Source organism: Rhizobacter sp. Root1221 (assembly GCF_001425785.1).
GTDB lineage: Bacteria > Pseudomonadota > Gammaproteobacteria > Burkholderiales > Burkholderiaceae_C > Rhizobacter.
In genome coordinates this window covers 175,896-194,367 of the sequence record NZ_LMDI01000003.1, presented here as the reverse complement: position 1 = coordinate 194,367, position 18,472 = coordinate 175,896, and the positions used below count along the sequence as shown (strand labels likewise).

At 69.7% G+C, this 18,472-nt stretch carries 12 protein-coding genes and 1 pseudogene; 7 read left to right on the top strand and 6 right to left on the bottom strand.

What is annotated here, in order from left to right:
• Window positions 1-1,584: pseudogene (locus tag ASC87_RS30545) on the top strand (amino acid adenylation domain-containing protein); the annotation flags it as partial.
• A 184-nt stretch (window positions 1,585-1,768) separates the two neighbouring features.
• Entirely contained in the window at window positions 1,769-6,175 is a 4,407-nt protein-coding gene (locus ASC87_RS03875) for a non-ribosomal peptide synthetase (protein WP_082568367.1), read from the top strand.
• A gap of 72 nt (window positions 6,176-6,247) precedes the next feature.
• Here the strand turns inward: ASC87_RS03875 and ASC87_RS03870 are convergent, their stop codons facing one another.
• The 5 genes from ASC87_RS03870 to ASC87_RS03850 all read right to left on the bottom strand — a co-directional run bounded on the left by ASC87_RS03870 (window position 6,248) and on the right by ASC87_RS03850 (window position 13,235).
• The gene (locus ASC87_RS03870; protein WP_235582039.1) at window positions 6,248-7,381 is read right to left on the bottom strand and encodes a Stealth CR1 domain-containing protein; all 1,134 of its coding nucleotides are present in this window, start codon (window positions 7,379-7,381) and stop codon (window positions 6,248-6,250) included.
• A 100-nt stretch (window positions 7,382-7,481) separates the two neighbouring features.
• Window positions 7,482-9,641, bottom strand: coding sequence for a TonB-dependent siderophore receptor (locus ASC87_RS03865; RefSeq protein WP_056656933.1), 2,160 nt, complete (start codon window positions 9,639-9,641; stop codon window positions 7,482-7,484).
• A 237-nt stretch (window positions 9,642-9,878) separates the two neighbouring features.
• Complete coding sequence (locus ASC87_RS03860; protein ID WP_056656930.1) at window positions 9,879-11,183, bottom strand: lysine N(6)-hydroxylase/L-ornithine N(5)-oxygenase family protein; 1,305 nt, start codon at window positions 11,181-11,183, stop codon at window positions 9,879-9,881.
• Window positions 11,184-11,194: 11 nt separating this feature from the next.
• A complete protein-coding gene (locus tag ASC87_RS03855; protein ID WP_082568365.1) occupies window positions 11,195-12,214 on the bottom strand; it encodes a GNAT family N-acetyltransferase in 1,020 nt (339 codons plus the stop codon).
• 52 nt (window positions 12,215-12,266) lie between these two features.
• Window positions 12,267-13,235, bottom strand: coding sequence for an alpha/beta hydrolase (locus tag ASC87_RS03850; RefSeq protein WP_056656923.1), 969 nt, complete (start codon window positions 13,233-13,235; stop codon window positions 12,267-12,269).
• Between the two features lie 141 nt (window positions 13,236-13,376).
• Here ASC87_RS03850 and ASC87_RS03845 point away from each other — a divergent pair, with 141 nt between their 5' ends.
• The 5 genes from ASC87_RS03845 (at window position 13,377) to ASC87_RS03825 (ending at window position 17,860) form a co-directional block, all read left to right on the top strand.
• Entirely contained in the window at window positions 13,377-15,050 is a 1,674-nt protein-coding gene (locus ASC87_RS03845) for a cyclic peptide export ABC transporter (protein ID WP_056656920.1), read from the top strand.
• A gap of 2 nt (window positions 15,051-15,052) precedes the next feature.
• Window positions 15,053-15,460: a hypothetical protein gene (locus ASC87_RS32665; RefSeq protein WP_200954299.1), complete on the top strand. Its 408-nt coding sequence runs from the start codon at window positions 15,053-15,055 to the stop codon at window positions 15,458-15,460.
• A 94-nt stretch (window positions 15,461-15,554) separates the two neighbouring features.
• The gene (locus ASC87_RS03835) at window positions 15,555-15,851 is read left to right on the top strand and encodes a hypothetical protein (RefSeq protein WP_056656917.1); all 297 of its coding nucleotides are present in this window, start codon (window positions 15,555-15,557) and stop codon (window positions 15,849-15,851) included.
• Window positions 15,852-15,876: 25 nt separating this feature from the next.
• Window positions 15,877-17,544, top strand: coding sequence for a PepSY domain-containing protein (locus tag ASC87_RS03830; protein ID WP_056656914.1), 1,668 nt, complete (start codon window positions 15,877-15,879; stop codon window positions 17,542-17,544).
• On the top strand, window positions 17,537-17,860 hold the full coding sequence (locus ASC87_RS03825; protein ID WP_056656911.1) for a DUF3325 domain-containing protein: 324 nt from the start codon (window positions 17,537-17,539) through the stop codon (window positions 17,858-17,860). Before ASC87_RS03830 ends, ASC87_RS03825 begins: the two co-directional genes overlap by 8 nt.
• Window positions 17,861-17,884: 24 nt before the next feature.
• Here ASC87_RS03825 and ASC87_RS03820 read toward each other — a convergent pair whose 3' ends face one another.
• Window positions 17,885-18,466, bottom strand: a complete 582-nt coding sequence (locus tag ASC87_RS03820) for a Crp/Fnr family transcriptional regulator (RefSeq protein WP_056656908.1) — start codon at window positions 18,464-18,466, stop codon at window positions 17,885-17,887.
• Window positions 18,467-18,472: the final 6 nt, after the last annotated feature.

Sequence of the window (18,472 nt, the reverse complement as noted above, 5' to 3'; positions counted from 1 at the left end):
GCGCAGGCGGCCGCGCGGCCGGAGGCGGCGGCGGTGGTGTACGGCGAGGAGGTGGTGACGTACGGGGCGCTGAACGCGCGGGCGAACCGGCTGGCGCACCGGCTCATCGAGGCGGGGGTGACACCCGACGAGCCGGTGGGCGTGGTGCTGTCCAGGTCGGTGGAGATGGTGGTGGCGCTGCTGGCGGTGATGAARGCSGGCGGGGCGTACGTGCCCATCGACCCCGAGTACCCGGCCGAGCGGATCGGGTACATGGTGTCGGACAGCGGGGTGAAGCGGGTGCTGACGCAGGCGGGGCTGGTGGTGGTGCCGGCGCCGGTGGAGGCGTGGGCGCTGGCCACGCTGGACCTGTCGGCCCAACCGGAGACGAACCCGGCGGTGGCCCTGCACGAGGCGCACCTGGCGTACGTGATCTACACGTCGGGCTCGACGGGGCGGCCCAAGGGCGCGGGCAACCGGCACGGCGCGCTGGCGAACCGGCTGGCGTGGATGCAGGCGGCGTACCCGCTGGGCGTGGGCGACACGGTGCTGCAGAAGACCCCGTTCGGGTTCGACGTGTCGGTGTGGGAGTTCTTCTGGCCGCTGCAGGTGGGCGCGCGGCTGGCGGTGGCGGGCCCGGGCGACCATCGGGACCCGGCACGGCTGGCCGAGCTGATCCAGGCGCACGCGGTGACCACGCTGCACTTCGTGCCGTCGATGCTGCAGGCGTTCATCGCGCACGACGGGGTGCAGGCGTGCACGGGGCTCAAGCGCATCGTGTGCAGCGGAGAAGCGTTGCCGGAAGCGGTGCAGGCGCGGGTGTTCGAGCGGCTGCCGCAGGTGGTGCTGAACAACCTGTACGGCCCCACGGAAGCGGCGATCGACGTGACGCACTGGACGTGCGAGGCGGGCACGGCGGTGGCGATCGGGCGGCCGATCGCCGGGGTGCGCACGGTGGTGCTGGACCCGAACCTGCGGCGCGTGCCGCTGGGTGTGGCGGGCGAATTGCACCTGGGTGGCGCGGGGCTGGGCCGGGGGTACCTGCACAAGGCGGGGCTCACGGCGGAGCGGTTCGTGGCGGACCCGCACGAGGCGGGCGAGCGGCTGTACCGCACGGGCGACCTGGTGCGCTGGCGCGAGGACGGCCAGCTCGAGTACCTGGGGCGGCTGGACCACCAGGTGAAGGTGCGAGGGCTGCGGATCGAGCTGGGCGAGATCGAGGCGCAGCTGCTGGCGCAGCCGGGGGTGAAGGAGGCGGTGGTGGTGGCCGACGAAGGCCGCTTGGTCGGGTACGTGGCAGGTGAGGTGGAGGTGCCGGCGCTGAAGGCGGCGCTGGCCCAGGTGCTACCGGAGTACATGGTGCCGGCGGTGGTGGTGGTGCTGGCGGCGCTGCCGCTGAACGCGAACGGGAAGATCGACCGCAAGGCGTTGCCGCGGGCGCAGGCGCCGCAGCGGGTGCACGAGGCGCCGCAGGGCGAGGTTGAAGAGGCACTGGCGCGGATCTGGTCGGAGGTGCTGGGGCTGCAGCGGGTGGGGCGGCAGGAGAACTTCTTCGAACTGGGCGGGGACTCGATCGTGAGCCTGCAGATCGTGGCGCGGCTGCGCGAGGCCGGCTGGGTCGTCTCGCCCCTCGCTCGCCGCCGTGGCGGTGCCGTTGGTGGCAGCGCCGGTGCAGGCCACCGTGCGCGGCCGCCTGGCCGATTTCCTGGATGCCGGCGTGCTGGCCGCACTCCCGGTGCAGCCGGCCGAGATCGAGGACGTCTACCCGCTCGCCCCGACGCAGGAGGGCATGCTGTTCCATTCGATGGAAGCCGCGGGCTCGGGCCTGTACGTGAACCAGCTCAGCGTGGAGGTGCGCGGCCTGGACGCCCCGCGCTTCGAGCGCGCCTGGCACGCCATGGTGGCGCGGCATGCGCTGCTGCGCACCGGGTTCCTGTGGCAGGCCGGCATGAAGCGGCCCTTGCAACTGGTGTTCAAGGCCGCCTTGTCGAACGTCACGCACCTCGACTGGCGCGGCGAGGCCGATGCCGCGCAGCGTGTGGGCGAGTTCGCATTGCAGGCGCTGTGCGCGCCGATCGACTGGCTGCGTCCGCCGCTGGCGCGCGTGGCGTTGATTCGCCTCGACGACGATCGCCACCAGCTCATCTGGACCCACCACCACATCCTGTCCGACGGATGGACCGATTCGCGGTTGATGGGGGAATGGGTGCGCAGCTACGCCGGCGAAACGGTGTTCCCGCACCTGCCGGTCTACGGCGACTTCGTGCGTTGGCTGCAGCGCCAGGAGGCGGGCGTGGCCGAACGCTTCTGGAAGGCCGAGCTGGCCGCGTCGAGCGGCCCGACGCTGCTCGCCGAAGCCGGCCGCGGCAACGACACGAGGAGCGGCTTCGAGAAGGTCTACACGCGCTTCGATCGTGACGAGACCGCCGCGTTGCAGCAGTTCGCCCAACGCGAGCGCGTGACGGTGAACACCCTCGTGCAAGCCGCGTGGGCCCTCGTGCTGCAGCGCCTCACCGGCCGCGACGACGTGGTGTTCGGTGCCACGGTGGCCGGCCGGCCGCCGGGCCTGCCCGGTGTCGAGGCCATGATGGGCCTGTTCATCAACACGGTGCCGGTGCCCGTGCGGCACCGGCCGGCGCAATCGGTGGGTGACTACCTGCGGTCCGTCCAGGACTGCAACCTGCGCCTGCGCGAGCAGGAGCACACGGCCCTGGCCGACATCCAGCGCTGGGCCGGCTCTGCCGGGCGCCCGCTCTTCGACAGCATCATCGTGTTCGAAAATGCCCCGATCGACCGCACGCTGCGCAGCCTGGAGGCCCACGGCCTGCACTTCGGACAGGCGGCGAGCGAGGGCCTGACCGGCTACGCGATGGACCTGCAGGTGCTGGCCGCCGACACGCTCGAGATCGAGTACTGCTACGGCCGTCGCCAGTTCGACGACACCGTGGTGGCGGGGGTGTGCCGCCAGATGGCCCACCTGATCCAGCAGATGGCCGCGGCGCCCGCACGTGCGGTGGGCGAACTGACGTGGCTCGACGCGGCCACGCTGGCCGCCGTGCGGGCCCTGGGCAGCCCGGCCGTGGAGGAGGCGCCGCGCGTGCCGGTGCACCACCTGATCGAGCGCCAGGTGCAGGCGCGTGGCGACGCCATCGCGTTGCTGCTCGGTGACGAGGAACTCAGCTACGCGGGCCTCAATGCCCGCGCGAACGGCTTGGCGCACCACCTCATCTCGCTGGGCGTGGGGCCTGATGTGCGGGTGGGCGTGGCCCTCGAACGCTCCATCGACAGCATCGTCGCGCTGCTGGCCGTGCTGAAGGCGGGCGGGGCGTACGTGCCGCTCGACCCGGCCTACCCGGCGGATCGCCTCGCGTTCATGATGACCGACAGCGGCATGGCGATGCTGCTCACCCATCGCGCGGCGGCGCCACGCCTGCCGCAGGTGGCGGGCCTGCCCTGGGTCGTGCTGGACGACGTCGTGTCGCACGACACCACCAACCCCGGCGTGCCCGTGCACGCGGACCACCTGGCCTACGTGATCTACACGTCGGGATCGACCGGCCTGCCGAAGGGCGTGGCCGTGAGCCACGGCCCGTTGGCGATGCATTGCCTGGCCACCGCGGACATCTACGGCATGGGCCCGCAGTCGTGCGAACTGCACTTCATGTCGTTCTCGTTCGACGGCGCCCACGAACGCTGGCTCACGCCGCTGTGCGTGGGGGCGGGCCTCGCGCTGCGCGACAACGAACTGTGGACGGCCGAACAGGCCTACGGCGCGCTGCACCGCTATGGCATCACCCAGGCCGCTTTCCCGCCGGCCTACCTCGGCCAGATCGCCGACTGGGCCAGCGTGCGCGACGATGCCCCACCGGTCGAGCTCTACGTGTTCGGCGGCGAGGCCATGCCCAAGGCGGCCTACGACAAAGTGCGCCGCCACCTGCGGCCCCGCACGTTGATCAACGGCTACGGGCCCACCGAAACCGTGGTCACGCCCTTGATCTGGAAGACCGATGGAAATGGCACATTCGACTGCGCCTACGCACCCATCGGGCGCCCGGTGGGCGAACGCACGGCCTACGTGCTGGACGCGGACCTGCAGCTGGTGCCCGAGGGCGTGACCGGCGAGCTCTACATCGGCGGGTATGGCCTGGCCCGGGGTTACCTCGGCCGCAGCGGCCTGTCGGCGGAACGGTTCGTCGCCGACCCGTTCCGGCGCGACGGGGGCCGCCTGTACCGCACGGGGGACCTCGTGCGCTGGCTCGACGACGGCAACATCGAGTACATCGGCCGGGCGGACCACCAGGTGAAGATCCGGGGCTTTCGCATCGAACCGGGTGAGGTGGAGGCGCGGGTGCGCGCCTTCCCGGACGTGCTGGATGCCGCAGTGCTGGCCCGCGACGGCGGTTCCGGCCAGCAGCTCGTGGCCTACGTCGTGGCGGCCGATCCCGCACGCGCCGACCGGCTGCCGGAACGGCTCCGCATGGCACTGGCCGAGGGCCTGCCCGAACACATGGTGCCCGCCCACGTGATGGTGTTGCCCGAGTTGCCGCGCCTGTTGAGCGGCAAGCTCGACCGCGCTGCGCTGCCGGCGCCGTCCGCTGATGAAGCACGGGCCTACCGGGCGCCGCGCGACAGCACCGAAACCGCGCTGGCGGCCCTGTGGTCCGAGGTGCTGGGCGTGGCCCAGGTGGGGATCACCGACAACTTTTTCGAGTTGGGCGGCGATTCGATCCTGAGCCTGCAACTGATCTCGCGCGTGCGCCATGCCGGGCTCGGACTCGAACTGCGGCTGCGCGACCTGATGCGGCACCAGACCATCGAGGCCCTGATGGCGTCGCGCGTGGATGCCCCGGTGGCCCCGAAGGCCCTGCAGATCGAGGTCGCGGCCGAAGGCGAGGTGCCGCTGCTGCCCATCCAGGCCTGGTTCTTCGAAGAGGACATGCCGTCGCGCCACCACTACAACCAATCGGTGCTGCTGCGGGCGGACCAGCCATTCGACGGGGCGGTGCTGGCGCGGGCGATGTCCGCGCTGGAATCGCACCACGCCGCGCTGCGCATGCGCTTCCACCAGGCGACGGACGGCGCATGGCGGCAGCGGTACGACGATGCGGTGTCTGCCGACGGTGGGCTGTGGCAGTTCGAAGTGGTGGATGCTGCCGACATCGAACGGCGCTGCGACGAGGCCCAGCGCAGCCTCGACCTGGCGCGTGGCCCGGTGTGGCGGCCGGTGCACCTGCGCCATGCCGACGGCAGTGCGCGCCTGCTGATCGTCGTGCACCACCTGCTGATCGACGGGGTGTCGTGGCGCGTGCTGCTGGAAGACCTGCAGACCGTGCACCGGCAGCTGGTGCGAGGCCTGGCGGTCTCGCTGCCCGCCAGCACGGCGGCCTACAAGGCGTGGTCGGGCCACCTGCACGGCTGGGCGCGGTCGCCCGCGGCCGACGCCGAACTGCCGTACTGGCGCGCACAAGCCGCAACCCACCCCGACCTGCCGCGCGACGACCCTTCCGCACCGCACCTCGTGCGCGATCGCGCTGCCGCGTCGATGCAGCTGGACGAGGCGCTCACCGCGCAGCTGCTGCGTACCGCACCGGCGGCCTACGGCGCGGGCATCGACGACCTGCTGCTGGCGGCACTCGCACGCACCATCACCGCGTGGACCGGCCGGGCCGACACGCTGATCACGATGGAAGGCCATGGCCGCGAAGGCGATGCCGCCGACCTCGACCTGAGCCGCACCGTCGGGTGGTTCACCAGCGCCTACCCGGTGCGCCTGCCAGGCGGCAACCTGCCGCTGGCCCAGTCCGTGGGCGCGGTGTCGGCGGCCCTGCGGGCGGTGCCGGGCAAGGGGGTGGGGTTCGGTGCACTCCGCCACCTGCACCCTGACCCCGCGGTGCGGCAGGCGCTGGCGGATGTCCGTCCGCGAATCACCTTCAACTACCTGGGCCAGTTCGACCAGACCTTCGGTGGGGCGTCATCGCTGGCCCTCGCCACGGAACCGGTGGGCCTGGAGCGCGGTGGGGAGGGCGTGCTGCCGAACTGGCTCGAAGTGATCGGCCAGGTGTACGAAGGGCGCTTGTCGATGCGGTTCATCCACAGCACGGCGGCATACCGGCCCGAGACGATGGCGCGCCTCGCGGAAGGCTACCGTGCCGAGCTGGAAGCGATCGTGCGCCAGGCCGTGGCGGTCCAGGCCTGATGGCGATAGCTGTTTCGCTGCTGCGACTACGCCGCGCTGCTGCCCAGGCAGATCAGGTTGAAATCGCTCTGGCTACGTTGCGAGCGCGCCGCACCAGGCAGCGGACTGGCTCGAGGCATGCGCGGAACGCCGCTCGAAACGCGATGGCCTCGGGAGAAGATCCTCGAGTACGCTCGCCGCTCGCAGCAGCCTGTGGTCGCTGCCCGAGGCATCGTCGCACGTGTCGTTGATGCAGAAGAACGGAAGCGCTCCGAAGCGGGATCGAAGCTCGGAGAACTGAACCTCCGCAGCATCGTCCCCAGTGGAGATGTACAGCGGGTCGAGGGTGATGCTTCTTGCGGCACCGGTCTGCACCATCCAGCGCATGGCCAGGTCTGACACGATCGGCGGGACTCGCCAGGAGCGGAACCTGGTCGACCGCAAATCGCGAAAGAGTTCGGAGGCTTGCCGTTCCAGCTCGTACATCGCGCTTCGCAGGAACGCGCGCGGCGAGTGCGAGAACAGACGCCATTCGTGCACGTAGCCCGGGCACACGCTGGCAAGCCACCGCGCGGAGAGTATGGACGCATTGACCAGCGCTGCCCCTGTCGGGTGCAGATCCGCGCTTTGCGCGATGGGGGAAGTCTCCATCGCCACCGTCAGTTGCTCGCCGAACCATTGCTCCGGATCGACGGATGCGCCGAAGAAGATGTCGTCGTTGAGATAGAAGTAGCGCTCGGCGAGGCCCGGTATGTGATGGACATACGACTCGATATGGCCGGAGTCGAAGACGGGCAGCGAGGCTCTCGGGATCAGGTCGCGATGGTCGACAACCGTGATGCCGGGCATCGTGTCGAGCCAGTCCGGCACCTGCGCATCGGTCACGACATAGACGTGGCCGTGATCGGGAAAGAAGTGCTCGAGCGCCCTGAGATTGAAGCGCAGTTCGCCGTTGTCCCGGAAGCGGCCGGCAACGTTGCCGTAGGCGGCCAGTTCCGCTGGATGTTTGATGCGCCACGCCTCGAACGCGCGCCGGCGTTTGGCTTGCCACCGCGGGTCGGCCCCATCAACCCACAGATAGACCACATCGATCGGCCGATGATGACCGCTTTGACCGCGTCGCGACATGAAGAGGCCGCGGTTGAGCCCGCGTCGTAGTGTTCCGGTGACGCACAGTGTGCATGCAGTCTGGCCGGCCAGTGGGTGGATGCCCGATGGGCTTTCCAACGGTGCGAAGACGTTCCGGAGCTGATGGCCATCGACACCTCAGCAAAAGGGCCCCCGGTGCATTGCAACACCTGAGGTCCCTTCGAGGAAAGCGCGGAGGTCAGAACTTCGCCTGGGCGCTCAGCTTGTAGGTGCGCGGTGCGCCTTGGGTCAGGCGCTCGTCGCTGCCGAGCCAGTAGGCCTTGTCGGCCACGTTGTCGATGTTGAAGCGGAACGTGGTGTCGGTGCCGCCGATGCGGGTGGTGTAGCGGGCACCGAGGTCCATCAGCGCGTAGGCGGGCAGGGTGTAACGGTTCTGGTTGTCGTGGTACCGCGCGCTGACGTAGCGGCCGCCACCGGTGACCACCAGCGGCAACGAGGGCACGCTGTATTCGACGTAGCCCGCCACCTGGCCCCGCGACGTGCCGGTCACGCGATTGCCGTCGAGGTCACCCACGCCATCGCCGTCGCCGTCGAGCGTCTTCTTGTTCTTGGCGTCGAGCAGCACGCCACTGGCGGTCACGGTCCAGTCGCGGGCGAGGCGGGCCTTGCCGGAGAGTTCCAGCCCGTCGTACTGAGACCTGCCGTCCTGCGTGTACGTGTTGCCGCGCAGGTAGTCCAGCGGGCGGATCATGCGGAACACGGCCACGGAGGCCGCCCAGTCGCCGGCTTCCGCCTTCAGGCCGATCTCGGCCTGCTTGCTCTTGAGCGGCGGGAACACCTGGCCCGGGTTCGACAGCTGGGGCAGCAGCGGGGCCGTGGCCCCTTGTTCCAGGGATTCGACATAGCTCGCGTAGGCCGACAACCACGACAGCGGCCGGTGGATCACCGCGAACGTGGGCGTCACCTTGCTCTCGCTGTACGGCTCGCGTTCGAACTTGTTGTGGCGCAGGCCCACGAGCACATCCCACCGCGAACCCAGGTGCACCGTGTCGGACACGAACAGCGCGCGCTGGCGTTCCGCACGCAGGAAGCCGCCGTCTTCCCAATCGGCGTTGCGGCCCGGGTCCGGGAAGTTGCCCGGGTTCGACAGGTTGCCGGTGCCGATGACACCGCCGTCGAACTGCAGGCTTTCGCCCACGGAGAAGCGGCTGCGCGAGGCGCCGAACACGAGGTCGTGCGCGACCGGGCCGGTCACCACCTTGCCCGTGACGATGCCCTGGACCTGTTCGGTCTCGGTGCGGCCGGGGCTGGCCAGCTGGATCTCCGAGTAGGTGCCATCGGGTGCCACCGTGAAGCGGCTGTAGTACGGGATGCGGCGCTGTTCCCAGCTGCGGTACGCCACGCGGGCATTCCAGTCGGGCGCGAAGCGCCAGTTGACCTCGGTGCCGTAGGTGGTGGCGCGGGCGCGGTAGTAGGTGAACGACGAGGCCAGGCGGCGGTTGCCGTCGATGGCGGCGGGCGGCGCGCCGATGACGTCCCAATCGGCCGGGTCACCGCTGCCGTTCGCATGGACCCCGAAGTACGCTGCGTGGACGGTGCGCTCCTGGTGCAGTGCGTCCACGCTCCACACGATGTCCGGCGTGATGCGCCAGTCGAGCGCGACGGAGCCCGAGCGGCGCTTGATGTGGCCGCCGTCGTCCACGTACGTGTCACCCTGCTCGTCGACGAGGTTGACGCGGTAGCCGAAGCGCCCGTCATCGCCGAAGCGGCCACCGACGTCACCGTGCAGCAGCACCGTGCCGCTGCCGGTGACGGAGGTGGTGACCGAGCGCAACGGCGTGTCGGTGGGACGCTTGCTCACGTAGTTGATGATCGCGCCGGGCGCGCCGAACCCGTACATGAAACCGCCTGCACCCTTGAGCACCTCGATGTTTTCGTAGTGTTCGAGCGGGAGCTCGGTGCTCCAGGCGAGCATGTTCAACCCGTCGATCTTGTACGAGTTGTAGAAGTCGACCGTGCTGCCGCGCACGACGATTTCGGTGGTCAGCCCGTTGATGCCATTGGTGTTGGGGGTGATGGCGGCATCGCCCTTGAGCACGTCGGCCAGCGACGAGGCCTGCTTGTTGTCCATCAGGGCGCGGCTGAACACGTCCACCGTGAACGGGGTGTCGCGCAGCTTCTTGGCGCCGAGGGCGCCGAGGCTCGCGTCCTCGACGCGGTAGGCGGACCCGGCCGAGCCCGGCGCGGTGGACTGGACCCGCACCACAGGCAACGCCGTTTCGGGTTCGTCGGCGGCGTGTGCGCCGGCGGCGGTGAAGGCGAGGCCCACGAAACAGACCTGGAGCGCGGCGGCAACAGGCGTGAGTTGGAGGCGGGGGGAGGCAAGTCGAATGCTCATGACAAGTGCGCGTGGGGTCGGACGATGGACGAAGGGATCCATGACCTGCCGATGGCGACTTGCTACGGCGGGCCGAAGGGGTACGGCGGTACTGCGGGGATCGCGAAACGCCTGCGCCTCGGAGGGCGCGCGTTCGGCTTGGCACGGGGGGCCCGGCGCGTTTCGCAATGGTCGATCACGGCAGCGCTCTGATTGATTATTGAATGATAACAGTTCTCATTGGTATTCGAAAAGCGCTCACACGGACATGGCCCGGTCAGCCGCCGCGGGCGCGGGGTGGGGGCTCGGCAGCGTGGCGGCGAGTGCGGCGCCGATCTCGCCGGTGCGCACGGCGGTGATCGACAAGAGCGTGTCGCTCAGGCCGTGGCTCGATTCGCACGCGCCCTGCAGGAAGATCGATGGCGTGAAGTCCGGGGTGGTGCGGAGCCGGTAGTGGCGATCGGCGGAGAAGTCGCCGAGGTAGGGCGCGAGGGGGTCCAGCAAGGTCTTGTGGTGGTCGCGTGCGTAGCCGGTGGCCAGGATCACCGCGTCGTAGCGGACGATGTGGTCGCGCCCCGCGTTGAGGTCGTGCAGGCCGAGGTGCACGCCGTTCGTGTCGGCCGCCACCTGGGTGACCTCGTGGCGGCGCAGGAAGCGGTGCCGCTCGGCACCGGCCACGCGCTGCTCGTAGAACACCTCGAAGATCTGCCGGATGAGGTCGAGGTCCGGACAGGCGTAGTTCGTGTGCCAGAACTCGCGCAGCAGCGCGTCGCGTTCGGCCTGCGCGCGGCTGTGGACGACGTCGACGAAATCGGCGTTGAAGATCTCGTTGACGAAGGGGCTGTCGTCGGACGGGCGAATCGACCGGGCGCGCATCACGAGGTCCACCTGCGGCGCGTTCGGGCGGCCGTGCAGGTCCATGAAGATCTCGGCCGCGCTCTGGCCGGCCCCCACCACCGCGATGCGGCGCGCGTGCGCCGGCAACCGCGCCACGTCGCGCAGGTAGGTGCTCGAATGGAAGATGCGGGTGTCGCCGCGATGCGGGCGGAAGTGATCCGGCACGTTGGGTGTGCCGCCGATGCTGACCACCAGGTTGCGTGCGAGGCGTTCGTGCATGGCGCCATCCGCGTCGCGGGAACGCACGCGCAGCAGTTCCACCTCGTCGCGCTGGCGCTTCTCCGGCCGCACCTCCACCACCTCCTCGCCGTAGACGCAGCGGTCCTCGAACTGCGAGGCGGCCCACCCGAGGTAGTCGTTGAACTCGTGCCGGCTCGGGAAGAAGGTCTTCAGGTTGATGAAGTCCGGCAGGCGGCCCTTCTGGTGCAGGTAGTTCACGAAGGTGAAGCGGCTGCACGGGTTTCGCAGCGTCGCGAGGTCCTTCAGGAACGAGATCTGCATGTGCGCGTGGCCGAGCAGCATGTGCGGGTGCCAGGCAAAGCGGGGTTGGCGCTCGATGAACAGCGGCACCATCGGCCGGCCGGCGGAACGGCCTTCCTCCAGGGCAATGGCGAGCGCGATGTTCGATGGGCCGAAACCGACGCCGATCAGGTCGTGGATGTGCATGGGGCTTGTCCTCAGTTGGGCGGGTGGCGCGGGATCCACAGGGCGTCCGCGAAGAACCGTTCGCGCAGCAACATGCCGAGCACGGCGCGCTTGTGCGGGAAATCGAACTCCTTCAGCAGGGCATAGCCGCAGCGGGCCAGGCTCCTGATGATCTTGTCGTTGTCGATGCGGGGTTCGATGACGACGCGCTGCGTGCGGCTGTCGTCGAGGAACAGGTGGTGCGACACCGACGGCATCCACGCCGTGAGGAACGGGCGGCCGCGGAAGGCCGGTTCCCCGATCAGCACGTGCCAGCCGCGATCGAAGTCCCCCGCATCGCAGAACTGGGAGATCCGGTCCTCGCGGGCCCAGTACACCTCGAAGTAGCCGAATGGGGTGTTGTCGAAGCTCCCGACCAGCGCGGTGGTGTGCGGGTCGGCCGCGACGCGGTCGAGGTAGGCGCGGTGCGCCGCGACATCACCCTGCTCCTGCCAGAAGTGGTTGACCACCGGGTCGTTCATCCAGCGGTGGAACGTGTCCAGGTCGTGCTTCGGGTCGATGGCGCGCAACGACAGGGTGCGGCCGAGCCAGGGGATCCATCGCCTGTACACGGTGCCCGCGGGCTTCTCCGGCCGGCGCGGATGGCGAAGGGCACCGGTCAGCACATGCTGGAGTGCACGCGGACGGCACACCTCGGGTGACCAGAGCCGGGCTTCCTGCCACAGGGCATCGCGGTGGGCCAGGGACGTGCCGTCGGTGCTGGCCGACACACTGCCTGTCTGCCTGAGCGACGCGGGGATGGTGGCATCGACCCGCACGACGGCGTGGTCCGGGTGCCACGTGAAGGCGGCCTCCAGCGCCGCGAGCAGGTGCTGTTCGCTGGCGGCCGGTTCGAGGGCGGCGAGGCTCAGCACGCCGCCCGGCTCGTGCAGCCGCCAGTGGCTGCCAGCGCCGCCCTCGGGGGCGGCGATCGACAACGAGCCGCCTTCGTGCACCACGTGCAGCAGCTGGTTGTCCGGATGCGAGGTCAACGGGGGAAAGTGGGTTGGCACGGCGCTCGGTCGGTGGGGGCGTGTGGGAAGAACCTGGGGCCCGAGAGCCCGTTCACGGACAAGACGGCGCCACGCAGGATTTGTTCAACGCGGCGCCGAGCGCGTGGGCCAGCTGCAGACGCAACGTGCCGGCTTCCGCGACGACGTTGCCGAGGCGGGCGAAGTCGTGGACCATGCCGGCGTGGACGTGCAGGTTCACCGGCACGCCCGCGTCGCGCAGGCGGTCCGCGTACTGGTGCCCCTCGTCCACGAGCGGGTCGTATTCGGCCAGGGCGAGGGTCACCGGTGGCAGACCGCGCAGGTCGTGCGCCTGCAGCGGGGCGAAACGCCAGTCCAGCCGGTCGCGGTCGTCCCGCAGGTACTGCCCGAACATCCACTGCAGCGTGCGGCGTTCGAGCAGGAAGCCGCGCTCGAGGCGGCGATGGGATGCGCTGTCCTGCTGGGCCGCCGTGCACGGGTACAGCAGCAACTGGTGCCGGGGCAGTGGCAGGCCCGCCTCGCGGGCGGAGATGCAAAGGGCCGTGGCGAGCGTGCCGCCCACGCTGTCGCCACCCACCGCCACGCGGGCCGTGTCCAGGCCGTGGTCCGTCCCGTGCCGCAGCAGCCACGCGTAGGCGTCTTCGGCGTCGTGGAATGCGGCGGGAAACCGGTGCTCCGGGGCGCGCCGGTAGTCGATGGCGAGCACGGCGCAGGGCGTCTCCTGCGCGAGGGTTCGGCACAGCGAGTCGTGTGAGTCCAGGTCACCGAGCACATAACCGCCACCGTGGAAAAACAGCAGCACCGGCGCCGCGCCTGTGGCCGGTCCGCGGTACAAGCCGCGGTACAAGCGGGCCTGGACCGTTCCCCCGTCGCGGCCGGCGAACTGGAGCTGCTCGACGGGCACGCGCGGGCCGGGAGTGTCGAGCGCCAGCGTGCTGCGGTTGTAGGCGATGCGTGCGTCGGCCGCGGTCATCTCGCTCAGGGGTTTTGGCGCGGCGGCGGCCAGCTCGAGGAATGCGTCGAGATCGGGGTGCAGTGGCATGGGGTACCTTGGGGTGGATGCGGGCCGTACCACCACCGAGACGGATTCGCCGGGCGAATGTTCAGCGTGCGGTTGAACATTCGCCGGCCGAGTCCGTCAATCACATGTCCGGTGTTGCCCCTGCGGCGGAAAGAACCTCCCATGAAACCATCCGAAGGCCAAGCCACCGAGGTGTTGCGCTTGCTGAAACCGTTCTTGCCGTGGCTGCTGCTGTCGGCGGTCACCGGCATCGCGGCCGGTGCGTCCACCGTGGCCCTGCTGGCCACGATCAACGAGGTGCTGCACCGTCCGGGCGGGTTGGCAGGCGGCCTGCTGCTGACGTTCATCGCGCTGTGTGCAGTGGCGCTGTGCGGGCGCGCCGTGTCCGACATCTCCACGAACCTGGTGGGCCAGCGGCTGGTGGCGCAGGTGCGCAAGGGGCTTGCCCAGAAGATCCTCTCCGCGCCCATCGACGCCCTGGAGCGCTACCGCACGCACCGCCTGATGCCGGTCCTCACGCAGGACGTCGACATGATCAGCGACGCCGCGTTCATGCTCGCATCCACGCTGATCTCGGTGGCGATCGCGCTCGGATGCCTCGTCTACCTGGCCATGCTGTCGCTGCCGCTGTTCGGCATGCTCGTGGTGGCGCTGGCCATCGGCGGCACGTTGCAGCTGGTGGCGCAGGCCCGCGGGGTGGCCGGCTTCTGGCAGTCGCGGGAACACGAGGAACACCTGCACAAGGCCTACCGCGGCATCAGCGAGGGCGCGAAGGAGCTGCGCATGCACCGTGCGCGCCGCGCGAACGTGTTCGGCAGCCAGATCGAACGCACGGTGGACACCATCCGCGACATCAACTGGCGCGCCATCAACACGTACGTGCTCGCCACGGCATTCGGTTCGGCGCTGTACTTCCTGCTGATCGCCATGATCCTCGGCTGGGCGGCCTTCCAGGCGATGGAGCCGGCCGTGCTGAGCGGCTTCGTGCTGGTGCTGCTGTTCCTCAAGGGGCCGGTGGACCAGATCGTGGGCGCGCTGCCGAACACCGGCCGGGCGAAGGTGGCCTTCGAACGGGTCGCGGACCTGTCCGCACGGTTCGCCAACCCGGAACCCCACCTGCACCTCGACCGGCCGCCCAGCGATGTGCGCCTGGCCCGCAGCATCGAGCTGCGCGGGGTGCGCTACGCCTTCGATGCACCCGAAGGCGCGCCCGCGTTCGAGCTGGGGCCCATCGACGTGCGCCTCCAGCCCGGTGAGCTCGTGTTCGTGGTCGGCGACAACGGCTCGGGCAAGACGACGATGATCAAGCTGCTGCTGGGCCTGTACGCCCCCCACGAAGGCGCCGTGCTGCTCGACGGCCAACCGGTCACGCCCGCCAACCGGGACGACTACCGCCAGCTGTTCACAACCGTGTTCTCCGACTTCTACCTGTTCGAAGACCTGGTGGGCACCGGCCTCGCGCCCACGCTGCCCGAGGCGGCCCGGCCGTACCTCGAGCGGCTGGAGATCGCGCACAAGGTGAACGTGAAGGACGGCGCCTTCACGACACTCGACCTTTCCACGGGCCAGCGCAAGCGGCTCGCGCTGGTGCACGCGTACCTCGAGGGCCGGCCGGTGCTGGTGTTCGATGAATGGGCCGCGGACCAGGACCCCACGTTCCGCCACCTGTTCTACACGGAACTGTTGCCCGAGCTGCGCGACAAGGGTCACCTCCTCGTGGTGATCTCGCACGACGACCGCTACTTCCACCTGGCCGACCGGGTGCTCCGCATGCACGCCGGGCGCCTGCACGAGGACGCGGTGGCCGAGTCGCACCAGGACAGCCTGGTGGCCTGACGATGGCGGTGGGTTCGCAGGTGCGGCCTGCAACCTCCGGGGCCGCCTGGACCTTGTACCTCGCCCTGCGGGACGAGCCGAGCCCGGCGCGTGTCATGGCCCTGGCGCAGTGGTTGCGGCAGCATCCGTCGCACACCGTGTCGTTCGATGCGGCGCTGACGCTGTGGGCGTTGTCCGGCGCGGCGCTGCAGGGGCGGGCGCCGCTCGCGGCACACCGTGGCGGCACCGGCCGGCTGCTCTTCGACGCCTTGCACCATTGCCCCTGCCACGAGAATGCCGAACGCCTGGTCGGCTGGCTCGCGGACGATCCGGCCCGCGTGCGCCAGCTCGATGCGGCCTTGACCGGGTGGGGGCTCGCGCAGTCCGGGCCGGTGGGTGAGCGCTGCCGCGTGCGGGTGCCGCCAGGTTGAACCCCGCGCCATGACCCTCGACCGGCAACGGAGTTGGCTGCCGGCACCGATGTGTGCATAATTGAGAATGCCTCTTATTTGCACCTGATCGCCCATGTCTACCCGTGCCGTCTCCCGCCTCCAGGTGGCCTCCCGCATCGCGGCCGGGGTCTTCGGGGGTTATGCCTTCACGTGGGGGTTCATCGCCCTCGGCATGGGCGTGCTGTTTGCCGCGGGCATGCCATTCCACGATGCCGAGGCGCTGAGCTACATCGTCGGGTTCCTCGTGTTCCTCACCATGTTCTGCTGGGCATTTGCCGCGGGCAGTGTCACCCGCGTGTGGCTGGTGCTGGCGGGGGGCGGGGTGCTCATGGCGGGTGCCGCCTCTCTCGTGCAGCGCGCGCTGCTCTGACCCGTTCGCTGAAGGAGTCTCTCCCGTGTTCCAGAACTTCCGGCTGACGATGGCCTGGTTGCATACGTGGTTCGGCCTGGTGCTCGGGTTCGTGCTGGTGGTGGTGTTCTTCTTCGGATCGCTGTCCGTGTTCGACCGCGAGATCGACCGCTGGGCGATTCCCGAGACGCGGTTCGCGCCCCAGCCCATGCCGTCGTTCGACAAGATGCTGCTGCCGGTGTTCCAGGGCATGAAACCCGACCGCGCCGCACTCGAAGACGCGCGCGGCCGTGTCAACGGCGTGCTGCCCGAACAACTGCCCATGCGCCGTTGGGGCGCGTACACCACCCACCGCGACCCCGTGCTCGACATGTTCGTCGAGTTCGGCCTGCCGAACGCGAAGAACCCGGACGACGCGGTGTTCGGCATCCGCACGATCGATCCGCGTTCGGGCGCCAGCCTGCCCGACGACCGCCTCAAGGTGGGCAGCCGGTTCTTCTACCCGATGCACTACAGCCTGCACCTCGAGTGGTTGAACCTCGGCTACTGGGTGGTGGGTTTTGCAGCGCTCGTCATGCTCGTGGCGCTGGTCAGCGGCGTGGTGATGCACCGCAAGATCTTTCGCGAGATCTTCACGTTCCGGCCGCGCAAGCACACCCAGCGCAGCACGCTCGACCTGCACAACCTCACCGGGGTCGTGGCGCTGCCGTTCCACTTCATCTTCGCGCTGTCCGGGCTCGTGATCTTCGGCGGCATCTACTTCCCCGTCACGCACAGCCAACTGGAGCCGCTCCACGAACTGCACGAGGTGCAGGAGGCCAAGGCCCTGGGCCTGCCGGCCAAACCCGCCGGGGTGGCCGGCACGCTGGTGTCGGTGGATGCCATGGTGGCGGAGGCGCAACGGCGCTGGGCCGCCAAGGGCATGGCGGGGGAGGTGGGTTTCGTTGCCGTGCAGCACCCGGGTGACACCAACGCCTACGTGAGCGTGTACCGTGCCGGCACCGACCGCGTCACGGTCATGGGGGAGGGCATTCACTTCAAGGCCGCCACCGGCGACGTGATCCACATGGACCCGCCGGCCACGGTGGTGGCGGGCATCAACGATTTCCTCACGGGGCTGCACCTGCAGCACTTCCGCCACTGGCTGCTGCGCTGGTTCTACTTCATGGGGGGCATGGCCGGCTGCGTGTGCATCGCCACCGGGTTCATCTTCTACGTGGAAAAGCGCAAGCGCCAGCATGCCAGGCAAGGTGTGAGCGCCTCGCGCTGGGTCGACGGGTTCGCCGTGTCCACGGTGACGGGCACCCTCATCGCCACGCTGGGCATGATGATCGGCAACCGCCTGCTGCCCGACAACCTGCCGGCACGTGGCGACTGGGAGCAATACATCTTCTGGGGCACCTGGGTGATGGCCTTCGCGCATGGCCTGTGGCGCACCGCACCCGTGGCACAGGCGCGTGTGGCGCCGGCATGGCGCGAGCAGTGCTGGGCCGTCGCGGCGCTGGCCGTGCTGGCGGTGCTGCTGAACTGGGCCACCACCGGCGACCACCTGGTGCGCACCATCGGCGCGGGGTACTGGCCCGTGGCCGGTGTCGACCTGGTGATGCTGGCGGGCGCCGCGCTGGCCGTGCTGGCCGTGCGCAAGTTGAAGCAGCGCGAGCCGGTGGCGTCCGCCGCGGTGGTGTCCTCGGGAACGGAGGCCGCCCGTGCATGAGATCCTGAAGCTCGTTGCCGCGCTGGCCGCCAGCGTGGCCGGCCTGGGCTGGCTCGCCCTGGCGATGGACGTGCACTGGTCGCAGGTGTTCGGCGATAGCCCTCGGCCAGCGGGCACCGTGACGCGGCTGCGCGTGCTGGGCGCGGTGAGCCTGGCGGTGTCGCTGTGGTTGTGCCTGGGTGCCGACCACGCGTCGATGGCCGCGCTGGTGTGGGTGATGGCCTTGGCGGGCGGGGCCCTGTTGGTGGCCTTCACGCTCGCCTGGCGCCCGCACTGGCTCGCGCCGCTGCTGGCGCGGGTGCCTCGGCCCGTGTGATCGGTTCGTTCGGGCGGGCCGGCGTCAGCCGCCCGTTTCGCGCACCCGCCGCACGATGCGGTTCAGGCCCACGGGTGTCACGCCCAGGTGCCGGGCCAGGTCCTTCTGTGGAATGCGCATCGCGAGGTCGGGGTGTGTTTCCAGGAAGGCCCTGTAGCGCGCCTCGGCCGACAAGGTCAGCAGTTCGCGCTCGCGTTGTTCCTTGCGGATCGAATGGGCCATCATCAGCGCGTGCAGTGCGCGTGACCAGGCGAGGTGGCGGCTGGCGAGGTCGTCCAGCAACGCGTGGTCCACGCGCTCGAGCGTCGAATCTTCCAGCGCCACGGCCATGAAACTCGTGCGGCCCCCGGGGGCCAGTGCCACCAGGCTCGCAAAAAAACCACCCTCGCCCACGAAGGACTTGATCCATTCGTTGCCGTGCAGGTCGAGGTAGCAGAGCTTGACCAGGCCGTGGCGCACGCCGTACACGTGCGGCTGCACCTCGTCCTGCCGGAACACGGTGGCGCCCGCCATCACCTGGCGCACGGTCATGGCCTCGGCCACACGTGGCCACTCCGGGAGGGTGCTCCCATTCAGCAGGTCACCGAGCGCGGCACGTTCGCTCATGGGCGC

Bases quoted from the DNA above. Each gene is read 5' to 3' on its own strand.
- ASC87_RS03875 (WP_082568367.1), top strand. From the start codon at position 1,769: ATGCTGTTCCATTCGATGGAAGCCGCGGGCTCGGGCCTGTACGTGAAC.
- ASC87_RS03865 (WP_056656933.1), bottom strand. From the start codon at position 9,641: ATGAGCATTCGACTTGCCTCCCCCCGCCTCCAACTCACGCCTGTTGCC.
- ASC87_RS03860 (WP_056656930.1), bottom strand. From the start codon at position 11,183: ATGCACATCCACGACCTGATCGGCGTCGGTTTCGGCCCATCGAACATC.
- ASC87_RS03850 (WP_056656923.1), bottom strand. From the start codon at position 13,235: ATGCCACTGCACCCCGATCTCGACGCATTCCTCGAGCTGGCCGCCGCC.
- ASC87_RS03845 (WP_056656920.1), top strand. From the start codon at position 13,377: ATGAAACCATCCGAAGGCCAAGCCACCGAGGTGTTGCGCTTGCTGAAA.
- ASC87_RS32665 (WP_200954299.1), top strand. From the start codon at position 15,053: ATGGCGGTGGGTTCGCAGGTGCGGCCTGCAACCTCCGGGGCCGCCTGG.
- ASC87_RS03835 (WP_056656917.1), top strand. From the start codon at position 15,555: ATGTCTACCCGTGCCGTCTCCCGCCTCCAGGTGGCCTCCCGCATCGCG.
- ASC87_RS03820 (WP_056656908.1), bottom strand. From the start codon at position 18,466: ATGAGCGAACGTGCCGCGCTCGGTGACCTGCTGAATGGGAGCACCCTC.